We start from the raw sequence: 14,112 nt of genomic DNA, 5'->3' as shown, positions 1-14,112 counted from the left end.
AAAGAAATCGGATCATAACCTTCTCCAGAATGGCATGTTAATATTTTTTTAACCTATATGTGAATTCCAGAATCGCCAAGTGAATTGAGAAAGACTCGGGAGCGGACGCTTATCTATTGTCGCGCAGACCTGTGCAAATGCGCACTGCAAGCCTGCAACGCTAGGGCTTTGATATGGTCCTGAACGCTTCTACGTCTTGGAGCAGGTAACAAAAGGCGCATGACATGGGACAACTCGTTGACGGTATCTGGCACGACGGCTGGTACGACACCAAGAAATCCGGCGGAAAATTTGTCCGTTCGGACTCGGTTTCGCGCAACTGGATTACCGCGGACGGCTCGGCCGGTCCTTCGGGTGACGGCGGGTTCAAGGCGGAACCTGACCGCTATCATCTCTACGTCAGCTATGCATGCCCTTGGGCGCACCGCGCGTTGATCTTTCGCAAACTCAAGGGGCTGGAGGATCTAATCACTGTCAGTGTCGTGCACCCCGATATGCTGGGCGACGGCTGGACTTTTGACCAGGACAGGGACGGCGCAACTGGCGACACGCTGTATGGCTTGCCTTTCTTGCGCGACGTCTACGTCAAGGCGAACCCCAAGGCGACAACGCGGGTCACGGTGCCGATCTTGTGGGACAAGCACCGCGAAACCATCGTCTCAAACGAATCCGCCGAGATCATCCGCATGTTCAACAGCGCCTTTGACGGTCTGACCGGCAATACGGATGACTACTGGCCCAAAGATCTTCGCGATGCCATCGACCCGGTCAACGCGCGTATCTACGACACGCTTAATAATGGTGTCTACAAAACGGGCTTTGCCACGTCGCAAGAGGCCTATGACGCCGCCGTTCACCCGCTCTTTGATACGCTTGACTGGCTCGAGGAACGGCTGTCGCTCAGCCGCTATTTGATGGGTAATCGCGTCACAGAGGCCGACTGGCGACTTTTCACGACGCTGATCCGCTTTGACATGGTTTACCACTGTCACTTCAAATGCAATCGCGCGCGGATCGTGGATTACCCCAATCTCTGGGCCTACACCCGCGAACTGTACCAGTGGCCCGGTGTGGCCGAAACGGTGAATTTCGCCCATATCACGCGGCACTACCACTACAGCCAAGATACGGTGAACCCGCATCGCATCGTGCCTGTGGGTCCTGACCTCGATCTGGATGCTCCGCATGGGCGAGAGAGATTGCGGGCGGCCTGAACCGGATTACCGGGTCAGGAGGCACGTGCGTAGTGGTGCACCATGTTTGTCAGGTCATCCGGCGGCGTCGAGCTGGGCAGATATGCGCAGGCATTCGCGCACAGGTTGAAGATTGACCCGTCCGAGAAGAAGCTGGTGTTGGTGACAAAGATGACCCGCGCGTCAGGCTGGCGGAACTGGGCGATATCGGACACCGCCAGCGTGCTGTCGTTCTCGACCACCACATCAAGGATGATCACCTGGAATGAGTGGGTTTCCAGCAGTTCAAAAGCCGCGTTCTGGGTGTAGGCTGTCCAGACATCGACGCCACTGCGTTGTAAATGGCGCTGCCACAGTTGAGCGAGCGGTTTGCTGCTTTCCACTATCAGCACATTCACGCGAACCTCCACAGAACCAAAACCCGAACGGGAATTAGACTAAACTTTCGTATAGGTTTAGTAATCCTTCACAGGGGTGAAGAAAGGGTTAATCCGCCTCTGAATTTTGCGTGTACGCAGAGTTTCCACCGAGCGGTCTGCCGCCGCATTGTCGTGGCACTCTGCCGAAGCCTGCTTGCTCCGCGCGCCGGGCTTGTTACTGTGCGCCATCAAACAGCAAACGAGGAAATTCATGCGGTTTTCAGCTATAATCGGCGCTCTGATGCTGGCAGGCGCGGCGCAGGCGCAGGACGTTCCCTGCGGCGGCGGCTTTGGCACTTTTGTGGATAGCCTCCGCCAAGAGGCGGTCACACTGGGTCATGACGCTGACACGGTTCGGCGGTTCTTTGCCGGCGTTCAGCAAAGCCCCGCCGTTCTTCGGGCTGACCAACGGCAGGGCATCTTTCAGGATCCGTTCATCACGTTTTCCCGCAAGCTGATTAGCCAGAGCCGTCTCGACAAGGGGCGTCAAATGGCGGACCGCTATGACAGCGTCTTTGACCGTATCGAAAGCGAATTCGGCCTGTCGCGCGGCGTGCTTTTGGCATTTTGGGCATTCGAGACGGATTTCGGGGCGTTTCAGGGGGATTTCAACACGGTGAACGCGCTGGTGACATTGGCGCATGACTGCCGTCGCCCTGAGATCTTTCGCCCGCAGGTTTTTGCCGCGCTTTCTCTGTACGCACAGGGAGATATTGACCCGCGCACTACAACAGGGGCCTGGGCGGGTGAAATCGGCATGGTGCAAATGCTGCCCAAAGACATTCTGATCAACGGCGTCGACGGGGATGGCGACGGTCATGTGACGCCCAAGACTTCTGCCCCCGATGCGCTGATGTCCGGGGCCAAGATGCTGTCCCACCTTGGCTGGCGTCCGAATGAGCCGTGGCTGCAAGAGGTTGTTCTGCCCTCCGATCTGGACTGGTACGACACCGGGATGCATGCCACCAAGACCGTCGCCGAATGGGAGCAGTTGGGCGTCCGGGGACGTCACGGCGCGCTGGACGACGGACGGCTTGAGGCCTCGATCATTGTGCCGCAGGGGCGCAAGGGACCGGCCTTTATCGCATATCCGAACTTCAGCGTCTATTTCGAGTGGAACCAGAGCTTTACCTACGTTCTGACCGCGGCCTACTTTGGCACCCGGCTGCAGGGCGCGCCGGTCTATGACGCGGGCAACCCGGAGCCGGGTCTGTCAGGTGAACAAATGAAGCAGTTGCAATCCAGACTGGCCGCGCGCGGCTATGATGTCGGCAAGATTGACGGCATTCTTGGCGCGGGTACACGGGATGCGGTGCGCAACGTGCAACGTGAACTGGGAATGCCTGCCGATGCCTGGCCAACGCCGGCTCTGCTTAACCGGCTGTAGGGCTGTCAGGGTGGCGGGCATGAGGCCCACCTTGGATATTTTTGGACAAAAGGAACATGGGGCAGGTGCGGCGGCGCCTGCCCCATGTTCCTTTTTGTGCCTCAGCCGATGATTTCAAACTTGTTCACGTCAACCATTCCCCTGTCGGTAATCTTGAGCGCCGGGATCACCGGCAGCGCCAGAAACGCCAGTTGCAGGAAAGGCTCTTCCAGTCCCACGCCCAGCGATTTCGCCGCCGCACGCAGGTCCACCAATTGCGCGCGCACTGTCTCAAACGGCTCTAGCGACATCAACCCTGCGACCGGCAGTGCCAGTTCGGCCAGCACCTGACCATTGCGCACCACGACAAAGCCGCCCTCGATTTCTCCCAAACGGTTGGCCGCAACGGCCATGTCAGCATAATCGACGCCGACACAGGCAATGTTGTGGTGGTCGTGACAGACGGTCGAGCCAATCGCCCCTGCCTGCAGGCCAAATCCACGGACAAAGCCGGTGGCGATATTGCCGTTCTTCCCATGTCGTTCGACCACGGCAATCCGCACCAGATCGCGCGTCACGTCAGGCCGCTTATCGCCGTCGGTGATCGGAATGTCCTCATGCAGATGGTCGGTCAGGATCTGCCCCTCGCGGATGCCGATCACATCCGTTTCCACCCGGTTTCCGCGTGCGCGAAAGTCCTGCGCGCTGACGGTCGGTGCCTTGACCGAACCGCGCCCGACCGGGGCCACGGTCCCGCGTTTGGCAAATCCGGCGTCGTCCACCACCACGCCACCCGCCAACACTAGTTGCGCGTCGCAATCTTCCAACGATCTGACCGCCACGATGTCCCCGCGTTTGCCCGGAGCGATCATACCGCGATCCTTGAGGCCGAATGCCTCAGCTGCGGACAGGCTGGCGGCACGGTAGACCGCCAATGGTGAGCAGCCTAACCGGATCAGCTCTCGGATCATGTAATCGAGGTGCCCGTATTCGCCTATGTCCAGCGGGTTGCGGTCATCGGTGCACAGGCACATGTAGGGGGCCGTCCGCTCATCCAGCAGCGGCTGCAGCGCATGCAGGTCTTTGGAGACAGACCCTTCACGGATCAGCACCCGCATCCCCTTGCGCAGCTTTTCCAGTGCCTCGTCCGGGTTTGTTGCTTCATGTTCGGTGCGGATGCCGGCGGCGATATAGGCGTTTAGTTCCTTACCCGACAACAACGGGCAATGCCCGTCCACATGGGCACCTTCGAACAGGCGCAGCTTGTCCATCGCTTGTGGATCGCGGTGGATCACGCCGGGAAAATTCATGAACTCCGCCAGCCCAAGGCCGGATGGATGCCCCATCAACCCGGCAATCGCATCTGCGTCCAGTTCCGCCCCGGCTGTTTCCATATGGGTCGAAGGCACGCAGGACGAAAGCTGTACCTTGATGTCCAACAGCGCGTGGCGGCTGGCGTCCTGGAAATAACGAACACCCGCAGCGCCGATCACATTGGCAATCTCATGCGGATCGCAGATGGCTGTCGTCACCCCGCGCGGGGTGACGCAGCGGTCAAATTCGAACGGTGTGACCAGCGAGGATTCGATGTGCAGATGCGTGTCGATGAATCCGGGAACAAGGATCAGGCCCGAGACGTCGATCACCTTACGCCCTTCGTAGTGATCGAAAACGCCCACAATCGTATCGCCGCAGACCGCGACGTCGCCGTCCAGCAGCGCGCCGGTGATCAGGTCGAATACCTGTCCGCCGCGCAGGACGAGGTCTGCGGTTTCATCACCGCGCCCCTGTGAGATCCGCTGTTCCAGTTCTGCCATGTGACTGCCTCCGCCTGTTGTTGTCCGATGATGGCACAGGCGGTTGGCGGGTGCGAGAAGGCGTGTCGCCTTTCGATGCAGCCGAATGGGGCGCTGCCCCCGTCTCCCTGCGGTCGACTCCCCCGGGATATTTCAGGACAGAAGAAACTGCGAAGTCCTCGAACGCCTTTGGACGCCGGTTGCAAAGACGTGCGCGGCACGGTCTACTCTGGGAAAAATCAACCAGGGAGACCATCATGAAAACGACCCTTACCTCTGCCCTCGTTCTTGGCCTTGCCGCCACGGGCGCACTGGCCAACTGCGACAGCGTCACATTTTCGGATGTGGGCTGGACCGACATCACCGCCACGACCGCCGCCACAACCGTCGTGCTGGACGCGCTGGGCTATGAGACCGACATCAAGGTTCTGTCGGTGCCGGTGACCTATACTTCGATGGCGGCAGGCGACATTGACGTCTTCCTTGGCAACTGGATGCCCACGATGGAGGCGGATATTGCCCCCTATCGCGAGGCGGGCACCGTCGACACCGTGCGCGACAACCTTCAAGGCGCGAAATACACGCTGGCGACCAATGCCGTTGGGGCCGCACTTGGGATTGCCGATTTCGCCGATATCGCTGCCCATGCCGATGCGCTGGATGAGACGATTTATGGGATCGAGCCGGGCAATGACGGCAACCGTCTGATCATCGACATGATCGACGCCGATGCTTTTGGCCTGAGCGCGTTCGAGGTCAAGGAAAGCAGCGAGCAGGGGATGCTGGCGCAGGTGGGTCGTGCGGTGAACCGCAATGAGCCGGTAATCTTTCTTGCGTGGGAACCGCACCCGATGAACGCAAACTATGATCTCACCTATCTGACCGGTGGCGATGATTATTTTGGCCCGGATCTGGGTGGGGCGACGGTCTATACCAACACCCGCGCGGGCTATGTCGATGAGTGCCCGAATGTCGGGGCGCTGCTCAAGAACCTCGAATTCACGTTGGCGATGGAAAACGAGATCATGGGCGCGATCCTTGACGATGGTGAAGACCCGGAGGATGCCGCCAAGGCTTGGCTGTCGGCGAACATGGGCGTGCTGGACGGCTGGCTGGCCGGTGTGACCGCCTTGGATGGCGGCGACGCAATGGCTGCGGTCAAGGCCGCGCTGGAGTAACGGCGAGTCACGGCCCGCGTTCTGGAAGGCTCCGCCATCAGCGGAGCCTTCTTTCGCCGCAGGGGGCCGTCTGGCGCGCTTGTTGACCTTGTGGGCGGATTTTGCTCCGCAATGGTTGATCGTTTCATGTCCACTTGAGTTTGGGTGCGAATGTCCATCGATGAACGTGCACTCACGGCCGCCAGAAACAATGCGGATTGGTATGAGGCCATGTTTACAACGCATGGGCTGCGCTATGTACGTCGTCCCTATGCCTTTGTCGGTCAGGATGGCGCGCTGCCTTTCCATTCCAACCTGACAGGTGTTGCACCAGACCAAGAAGCGGCCATCATCCGGGAGTTGGCTGGGTTGGTGTCACGTTTTGAGCGTGTTGTGGTAAAGGACAGTTTTTGCCAGCTTGAGCTTGAGCAGAATGGGTTTCGGACGCTTTTTGAGGCTTTCTGGATTTGGCGGGATCATGTGCGATCCGGTTTGCCCGCTGGTTGGAGAATTGTGAATAACACCAGTGAGTTGACGATCTGGGGAGAGGGTTGGAGGCGGTGCACTTCCAGCGCGGAGTGCCGAATGTTCCCTGACTTGCTCCTGGACAGAGAAGACGTCATATTTCTGGGTCGGCTCGAGGCAGGCCGATTTACAGACGGGTGTATTGCAAACCTGTCGAATGAGTGTGTCGGCCTGTCCAATGTCTTTGCGGAAAGCCCGTCACAACGGTCCATTGCGGAGGCGGCAAATGCGGCCAGCTCTGTCGGGGGACGTTTCCCTTTGGTCGGGTTTTGAATCCGGTGCTGAGTTGGACCATGCGCTATCAGCGGGTTTCCAGGCCGTAGGTAAGTTGCGCATTCTGGCCGCGAAGGGTGCCAGATTCTAGGTCCAGCGATTTGTACGGTCGGTGTTGCGACAGGGCAAAGTCCGGCATCATCTGCTGACATCGGTCGACCCAAGGCAATCGTCTACTGGGCCAACAAGGCATCATCCAGTGACCGCGCCTTCACCGCCGCGTCGCGGGACATGATCCGGTCGATGTAGCCGTCAAATCCTGCGCGTTCGGGCAGCGTGCCAAACTGACGACCCCAGGCGATCTGCGATCCCAGATAGACGTCCAGCGCGGAAAACGAGTCCCCCAGCAGCCACTTGCGCCCATCCGACAGCAGCGCGGCAAGGATGTCGGCCTCTTCCTCCAGCGAACACCACCCGGCGCGACCGCGCGCCTCTGGGTCGTCGGGCAGTTCAAACCCAAAGGACCGGTTCACAACCGCTGCCTCCAGCGGACCCGCCGCAAAGAACATCCAGCGGTAAAACGCCCCGCGCGCGCCGGACGCCGGGATCAGACCGGCGTCGGGAAACCGCTCTGCCAAGTGGCAACAGATTGCTGCGCCTTCGGTGATCACCGTGCCGCCATCCTCCAGCGCGGGCACCTTGCCCATCGGGTTGATCGCGCGGTAGGCGGGGCCCTTCATCTCTGGCCCATAGGCCACAACGCGCGTTTCATAGGACGCGCCGCATTCCTCCAGCATCCAGCGGGCGATACGCCCGCGCGACATGGGATTGGTGTAAAACACGAGATCTGACATGGCGGCGCTCCTTGTTCCGGGAGGAGGGTGCCATTGTTGCGTAGGTTCGACAAACCCCAATTGACGTCGACCTGCTTCACAATTCCGGCCAAACCCCTCATGAATAGGAAAACCAAGGGGGATGGGCCGGTGGACTGGCTGACAAATCACAAGATACCCATCGGAGACGCCGCCGAGGCGGGGTTCGGCTGGTTGCAGAAGAACGGTGGCTGGTTCTTTGACGGTCTCGCTGTCGCGATGGAGGCGCTGATAGACGCGATCCTCTGGGTGCTGCAAGAGCCGCATCCCCTGATCGTGGTGCTGGTGCTAACGGCGGCCACATTTGCGGTGCACCGCCGCTGGCAGGTGCCGGCGCTGGTGTTTGTCGGCTTTCTGTTCATCCTCAATCAGGGTTATTGGGAGGAAACCACCGAAAGCCTGACGCTGGTCCTGTCGGCCTGCGTGGTTTGCATGGGGGTCGGTGTGCCTATCGGCATCTACGCGGCACACAACCCGGGTATCTACCGGTTCATGCGCCCGGTTCTGGACCTGATGCAGACGTTGCCGACCTTTGTCTACCTGATCCCGGCCATCGTGTTTTTCGGTATCGGCATGGTGCCGGGTCTGATTGCCACGGTGATCTTTGTCGTGCCTGCCCCGATCCGGCTGACCCATCTGGGCATTGCCTCAACCCCCAAGGCGCTGCTGGAGGCGGCCGATGCCTTTGGCGCGACACCGCGGCAAAAGTTGTGGAAGATCGAACTGCCTTCGGCGCTGCCGCAGATCATGGCGGGGCTGAACCAGACCATCATGCTGTCGTTGTCGATGGTGGTGATCGCCGCGCTGGTCGGCGCGGATGGACTGGGCGTGCCGGTGGTGCGCGCGCTGAACCGCGTCGATACGGGGCTGGGGTTTGAGGCGGGGCTGATCATCGTCGTCGTCGCCATCATGTTGGACCGTGCGCTGAGGGTGGGTGGCAAATGACAGCCGTGTCTTTCGAAAACGTCTCGATCATCTTTGGCGATCACCCCGATCGTGCCCTGCCACTCGCGGATCAGGGCAGGAGCCGGGCCGAGATTCAGGCCGAAACCGGCCAGGTGCTGGGGGCGCATGACTGTTCGCTCGACGTGGCAGAGGGTGAGATCGTGGTGCTCATGGGCCTGTCGGGGTCCGGAAAATCCACGCTGCTGCGCGCGGTCAACGGGCTGAACGCGGTCAGCCGTGGCTCCGTGCGAGTGACCTGCGGTGACGAAGTGACAGAGGTTACCAATTGTTCCGCAAGCGCCCTGCGCCGGGTCCGGCAGGGCCATGTCGCAATGGTGTTCCAGCAATTCGGCCTGCTGCCTTGGCGCACCGTGGCGGAAAACGTCGGTTTCGGGTTGGAGTTGGCCGGGCAGGCGGGCGCGCAGCGCGCCGAGACGGTGACACGGCAACTGGCGCTTGTGGGGCTGTCCGACTGGGGAGACCGCAAGGTCAGCGAGCTGTCAGGCGGTATGCAACAGCGCGTCGGTCTGGCCCGCGCCTTTGCCACAGAGGCCCCGATCCTCTTGATGGATGAACCGTTCTCGGCGCTTGACCCGTTGATCCGCTCACGGCTTCAGGACGAGTTGCTCGACCTGCAACGCGAACTCAAACGCACTATCCTCTTTGTCAGTCACGATCTGGACGAGGCGTTCAAGATCGGCAACCGCATCGCCATCATGGAGGGTGGGCGCATCGTTCAGACTGGAACCCCGCGTGAGATCTTCTCAGCCCCGGTTTCAGACTATGTGGCAGATTTCGTGGCCAACATGAACCCGCTGGGCGTGCTGACCGCCCGCGATGTGATGGAACCGGGCACAGGTATCGAAGAGATCGCTGCCGAAACCCCGATCCGTGAACTGATGCCGCGCCTCAAGGATGGCCCGCTGACGGTGACCGAAGGCGGCAGGGCATTGGGCCGCGTTACGGCCGACAGCATCGTCGCCCGGCTCGCCGCTGGAACAGATCACCACCAACAGCGTGATCGCCCAGATCAACGCCACCTTATCAGCGCAGCCCCCGGCGCGCTCGAGATCACCGATGTGATTAGCGCTGCAGACCTCGACACCGTTCGCGAGCTGTGCTGGGAGTACCGTGATTTCCTGCTGTCATTGCGGCCCGCCGACGCTGCGATTGTGCTGCGTGAGTACCCTGTGGAAACCTATACGGAGCTTCTCGACCGGCTGGATGTAGACTGCCGCCCGCCCGGCGGCTCCGTGAAGCTCGTCCGGCTCCATGGCGCGCCAGTCGGCTGCGGCATGGTCCAAACGCTTGCCAAGGGGACTGCGGAGATAAAGCGCGTCTACCTCCGCCCCGAGGCGCGCGGCACCGGCGCCGGCCGCGCGCTCATGCTGGCGCTGATCGAGACCTGCCGGGAAAACGGTTCTTCCCGCATCTTGATGGACACTAGCAAGCCACTCAAAGCCGCCACACGCCTCTTCATTTCGCTTGGCTTTCGCATTCGCGGTCCCTACACCGACCTGCCCCCGGAGGTCGCCGACCGCATGATCTTCTTTCAGATGGACCTCTGAGCCGCGCCTTGGGCTTCTTCTTGGTCCAAACATCTCCGGGGGAGGCGCCCCGCAGGGGCGGCGGGGGCAGCGCACCCTCGCGATACAACGCCGCGCAGCGCCAAGCCAGGAACGTCGCGACCAAACGGCCCCTGACAATGCCCGGGCCGACCGGACCCGGGCCCGCGCCGAAATGACGATCGCGCCCCGCCGATCAGCCGATCAGTCCCTTGATCGCGCGGGCGTGCTCGGGCTCGGCCCCCAGCGTGTCCGCCGCCAGCGCCCGCGCCGCCTCCACCACGTCGCCCTCGACCACCCGGTCGACCAGCCCCCAGACCAAAGCCTCGTCCACCGGCACCTTTTGCCCGGCCATCAGGATCATCTTGGCGCGCGCCGGTCCCACCAACGCGGCAAGGCGCGCAGGATCTGACGGCTGTGGCAGAAACCCCAGCTTCATCACCGGATAAAACACCTTGGCTCCGGGCACCGAAATCCGCAGGTCGCAGGCCAGCGCCATGCCCATGGCCCCGCCTGCCACCGTGCCGTTCAGGGCGCAGATGGTCAGGCCCGGATGACGGACAATCGCGCCGGACAGACGTTCCCACAGCGGCGACACCGCCAACCCTGCCTTTGCGGCTTCCAGATCGGCGCCAGCAGAGAACACCTTGCCCGCGCCAGTCAGAACCAGACACCGGGCACCTGTCAGCGCGTCCTCGGCAATCCGGCACAGCTCTTCCAGCATCGGGGCTGTTAAAGAGTTCGCCTTGTCCGGCCGGTCAATTGTGGCGATCCACAATCCGCCTTCCTGCTTCAGGCGGATCATGTCAGCCCGACCGCCGCGCGCACACTCTCATCGCGCAACGAAATCTCACCGCCAAGATAGGCCTCCGCCGCGTCGGAACACATCCAGACCAAGGCCCGGGCAACCCATTCGGGAGGGATATGGTCGGACCAATCCAACTGGCTAATAGGATTGATGCCGCTTGCCTTGATCTCGCGTTGCATCTGAGTGGCTACCGTTCCGGGCGACAACGACAGGGCGCGGATACCCTGTTGGTTGTATTCCTTGTCCAGCATCCGGGTCAGCATCAGCGCACCCGCCTTGGACGAACAATAGTGCGACCACCCCTCGACCGGGCCATGCGCTGCCCCCGATCCGATGGTCAGCACCGTGCCGCCACCCGCCGCCAGCATCACCGGCAGCGCCGCGCGCATGCCGTGAAACACGCCTTTGAGGTTGATGTCGATCACCTCTCCCCAGGCTTTAGGATCGGCCTCGGCCAGACGCGACACTGGCTCGATCACACCTGCGTTGTTAACCAGAATATCCAGCCCGCCGTGCGCGCCGACGCAGTTACTTACGGCCTTTTCGACCTCCCAGTAGCGGGCGATATCGCAGGGGATCGCGACCGCCTGCGGCCCGATCTCCCCTGCCAGATCGGCGATCGCCTCGGCGGTTCGCGCAACCAGCGCCACCCGCGCGCCCTGAGCTGCAAAGGCCCGCGCCGCTTCTGCCCCGATGCCCCGGCTTGCGCCAGTGATCATCACCGTCTTGTCGTGCAGACTACCGCTCATCCTTGGCTCTCTCCGATAATTCGTGGGTTGCGCCGCAAATGGCGTCTCGCCACTGTCGTAATCGCTCAATAGTATGGAATCCAGTCCCTTGACCGGGCGGGGGAAGCCCTTGAGACTGGCAAAATTCGTTTGCACCGACAGAGAGGAAAAAATTATGAACCGCTACGTTACAGCCTCGGCGCTGGCTATCGTTGCCATGGCAGGACAGGCTTGGGCCGATGTCACGCCGCAACAGGTCTGGGACGACTTCGACGCTTACATGGGCAACTTTGGATACGAAGTCACTGCCACCGAAATGATGGAAGGCTCTGATCTGGTTGTGTCCGACCTGACCATGGTCATCACGATCCCCGAAGAAGACGGTACTGTCCATGTGGCCATGCCCGACATTACCTTTGCCGACGCGGGCGACGGTTCGGTCAATATCTCATACCCCGATGTCGGCGAAATCGCGATTTCCTTTGTGGAACGTGACGAAACCGTTGGCGAAGCCATCGTTCAGATGATGCAATCCAACGTGGCGCTGAACGTCTCGGGCGCGCCCGGCGATCTGACCTATACCTACAGCGGCGACAACATCGCGCTGGAACTGATCAAGTTCATGGCCGAGGGCGAAGAAATCACGCGCGACATGCTGAGCGTGTCCATGAACATCGGTCCGCTGTCCGGCACGTCGCATATCCTGACCGTGGGTGGCATGCGTTCGATCGACCAGGACATGTCGATGGGCACCTTGGCGCTCGACATGATCTTTGACGATCCCGAGAGCGATGAGGGCGGTATGTTCAACATGCAGCTCACCGGGCTGTCCAGCATAGGCAAGACCGTTCTGCCAGAGGAACTGGACTACGAAGATCCGACCTCGATGTTCAAGAACGGCGGTTCTGTGGATGCCGTGCTCAAGCACACCGGTGGTGCGACGCAGTTCACCTTTGATGAGGGCGATGGCCCGACCGCAGGCCAGTTCACATCGACCGGGGGCGAATTTGCCGTGGCCGTCTCTGAGGAGGCGCTGACCTATGCCATCTCTGGCACCGGCCAGACTGTTGCACTGTCCGGTCCGGAATTGCCGTTGCCTGTCAATGCAGAATTGGGTGAGTTCGGCTTTGCGTTGGAAATGCCGCTGGCCCCGTCCGAGACCCCGCAGGATGCCTCTCTGTCGGTTGTGATCGGCAACTTCGCCATGGCCGACATGCTGTGGAACATCTTTGACCCTGCAGAGGTGCTGTCGCGTGCGCCTGCCACCGTTGCGTTTAACCTAGATGCACAAGTCACGCCATTCATCAGCCTGCTGGACACAAAGGCGATGGAGGATCTGGGCCGTACCGGCGGTATGCCGGGTGAGTTGAACTCGCTGACGCTCAGCGACTTTGTGATCGACATGGTCGGTGCCGCGGTTCTGGGGTCGGGCTCATTCACCTTCGACAACAGCGATCTGGAAACTTTCGACGGTCTGCCGCGCCCGAATGGCCAGCTTGACCTGCAAGTGTCGGGTGCCAATGGGGTGATCGACAACCTGATCGCCATGGGCCTTCTGCCGGAACAGGACGCCATGGGGTTCCGCATGATGATGTCGATGTTCACCGTGCCGGGCGAAGAGCCGGACACCATGACCTCGACCATCGAGATCAACGAAGAGGGCCACATCCTGGCCAATGGTCAGCGCATCCAGTAACGCGCCTGATCCGGACTGCGAAAGGGCGGGGGACACCCCCGCCCTTTTTCGTACCGCATGGTCCGGGTTCGTTTAGCTGCGCAGCGCCGGTAGGCCAACGCCGGTCGATTCAAATCCGCCGTCCACGGCAACGATTTGCCCGCTGACATAAGACGCCTTTTCCGAGGCGAGAAAGACAATCACCTCTGCCAGTTCGCGCTCTGACCCGTAGCGATTCAGCGGGATGGAATCGTGATAGGATTTGATGATTTCGGGACTATGCACTGCCATCGACAGCTTGGTCTTGACCGGGCCGGGGGCCACGCAATTGACCCGGATGCCGTGCTCGCCCAGCTCTGCGGCGTGCTGTTTGGTCAAATGGATCACCGCAGCCTTTGACGTGCCATAGGCCACCCGAAGGGTTGAGGCGCGCAAGCCGCTGATCGAGGCGATATTCACAATTGCCCCCTGCGTTTCCTTCAGATGCGGTGTTGCGGCCTGTGAGCACAGGAAAACACCATCAAGGTTGGTTTCCATCACCCGCCGCCACATCTCAAAGTCGCAACCGTCGATCGGGCCGAATTCAGCCACGCCTGCGTTGTTCACCAGCGCGTCGATCCGTCCGGCCCAGCCGTGGGTTTCGCGCATCGCGGCATTCACGTCCTGCGGGTTCGACACGTCGCGCACCAGCGCCAGCACGTTTTCCCGTTGGGCGGTTTGCTTCAGCAACGCGTCGCCGTCGCGGTCCAACATCGCGACCTGCCAGCCGTTTTCCAGAAACAGGTCCGCCGTGGCCAACCCGATGCCGCGCGCGGCCCCGGTGACGATTGCACATTTCTTGTCCATGGGT

General features: G+C 61.1%; 13 protein-coding genes and 1 pseudogene. 8 read left to right on the top strand and 6 right to left on the bottom strand.

The genetic code is table 11. The features are described 5' to 3' along the window. Positions 1-224 precede the first annotated feature (224 nt). Entirely contained in the window at positions 225-1,214 is a 990-nt protein-coding gene (locus tag ANTHELSMS3_RS00655; protein WP_094033192.1) for a glutathione S-transferase family protein, read from the top strand. Positions 1,215-1,228: 14 nt separating this feature from the next. Here the strand turns inward: ANTHELSMS3_RS00655 and ANTHELSMS3_RS00650 are convergent, their stop codons facing one another. After that, entirely contained in the window at positions 1,229-1,591 is a 363-nt protein-coding gene (locus ANTHELSMS3_RS00650) for a response regulator transcription factor (protein WP_094036834.1), read from the bottom strand. A 232-nt stretch (positions 1,592-1,823) separates the two neighbouring features. Here ANTHELSMS3_RS00650 and ANTHELSMS3_RS00645 point away from each other — a divergent pair, with 232 nt between their 5' ends. Next, positions 1,824-2,999 (top strand): lytic murein transglycosylase, encoded by a 1,176-nt coding sequence (locus tag ANTHELSMS3_RS00645; protein ID WP_094033191.1) that lies wholly within the window; start codon positions 1,824-1,826, stop codon positions 2,997-2,999. 101 nt (positions 3,000-3,100) lie between these two features. Here ANTHELSMS3_RS00645 and ade read toward each other — a convergent pair whose 3' ends face one another. After that, positions 3,101-4,795, bottom strand: a complete 1,695-nt coding sequence (ade, locus tag ANTHELSMS3_RS00640; protein WP_094033190.1) for an adenine deaminase — start codon at positions 4,793-4,795, stop codon at positions 3,101-3,103. Between the two features lie 236 nt (positions 4,796-5,031). Between ade and choX the strand changes: the two genes are divergently transcribed. Together choX and ANTHELSMS3_RS00630 are read left to right on the top strand one after the other, a co-directional pair. Next, positions 5,032-5,952 (top strand): choline ABC transporter substrate-binding protein, encoded by a 921-nt coding sequence (gene choX / locus ANTHELSMS3_RS00635; protein ID WP_094033189.1) that lies wholly within the window; start codon positions 5,032-5,034, stop codon positions 5,950-5,952. Positions 5,953-6,102: 150 nt separating this feature from the next. Further along, complete coding sequence (locus ANTHELSMS3_RS00630; RefSeq protein ID WP_094033188.1) at positions 6,103-6,729, top strand: hypothetical protein; 627 nt, start codon at positions 6,103-6,105, stop codon at positions 6,727-6,729. Between the two features lie 173 nt (positions 6,730-6,902). Here the strand turns inward: ANTHELSMS3_RS00630 and ANTHELSMS3_RS00625 are convergent, their stop codons facing one another. Then, the gene (locus ANTHELSMS3_RS00625) at positions 6,903-7,523 is read right to left on the bottom strand and encodes a glutathione S-transferase family protein (protein WP_094033187.1); all 621 of its coding nucleotides are present in this window, start codon (positions 7,521-7,523) and stop codon (positions 6,903-6,905) included. Between the two features lie 129 nt (positions 7,524-7,652). On the opposite strand from ANTHELSMS3_RS00625, the gene choW reads away from it, so the two are divergent. From choW to ANTHELSMS3_RS26440, 3 genes and pseudogenes are all read left to right on the top strand, one after another. Beyond that, on the top strand, positions 7,653-8,486 hold the full coding sequence (gene choW, locus ANTHELSMS3_RS00620) for a choline ABC transporter permease subunit (protein ID WP_094036833.1): 834 nt from the start codon (positions 7,653-7,655) through the stop codon (positions 8,484-8,486). Next, a pseudogene (gene choV / locus ANTHELSMS3_RS25915) lies at positions 8,483-9,475 on the top strand (choline ABC transporter ATP-binding protein); the annotation flags it as partial. The gene choW and the pseudogene choV, both read left to right, overlap by 4 nt. A 90-nt stretch (positions 9,476-9,565) precedes the next feature. Then, complete coding sequence (locus tag ANTHELSMS3_RS26440; protein WP_368074442.1) at positions 9,566-10,054, top strand: GNAT family N-acetyltransferase; 489 nt, start codon at positions 9,566-9,568, stop codon at positions 10,052-10,054. Positions 10,055-10,247: 193 nt separating this feature from the next. Here ANTHELSMS3_RS26440 and ANTHELSMS3_RS00610 read toward each other — a convergent pair whose 3' ends face one another. Next, positions 10,248-10,856, bottom strand: a complete 609-nt coding sequence (locus ANTHELSMS3_RS00610) for an enoyl-CoA hydratase/isomerase family protein (RefSeq protein ID WP_094033185.1) — start codon at positions 10,854-10,856, stop codon at positions 10,248-10,250. After that, complete coding sequence (locus ANTHELSMS3_RS00605; RefSeq protein ID WP_094033184.1) at positions 10,853-11,608, bottom strand: SDR family oxidoreductase; 756 nt, start codon at positions 11,606-11,608, stop codon at positions 10,853-10,855. The genes ANTHELSMS3_RS00610 and ANTHELSMS3_RS00605 overlap by 4 nt, the downstream gene beginning before the upstream one ends. Before the next feature lie 154 nt (positions 11,609-11,762). Between ANTHELSMS3_RS00605 and ANTHELSMS3_RS00600 the strand changes: the two genes are divergently transcribed. Beyond that, complete coding sequence (locus ANTHELSMS3_RS00600) at positions 11,763-13,283, top strand: DUF2125 domain-containing protein (RefSeq protein ID WP_094033183.1); 1,521 nt, start codon at positions 11,763-11,765, stop codon at positions 13,281-13,283. 72 nt (positions 13,284-13,355) lie between these two features. On the opposite strand, the gene ANTHELSMS3_RS00595 is transcribed toward ANTHELSMS3_RS00600, so the two are convergent. Further along, positions 13,356-14,108: an SDR family NAD(P)-dependent oxidoreductase gene (locus tag ANTHELSMS3_RS00595; protein ID WP_094033182.1), complete on the bottom strand. Its 753-nt coding sequence runs from the start codon at positions 14,106-14,108 to the stop codon at positions 13,356-13,358. Positions 14,109-14,112 lie beyond the last annotated feature (4 nt).

The organism is Antarctobacter heliothermus (assembly GCF_002237555.1).
GTDB lineage: Bacteria > Pseudomonadota > Alphaproteobacteria > Rhodobacterales > Rhodobacteraceae > Antarctobacter > Antarctobacter heliothermus_B.
The sequence above is the reverse complement of the archived record's forward strand: the minus strand, read 5'-3'. Positions and strand labels throughout refer to the sequence as shown.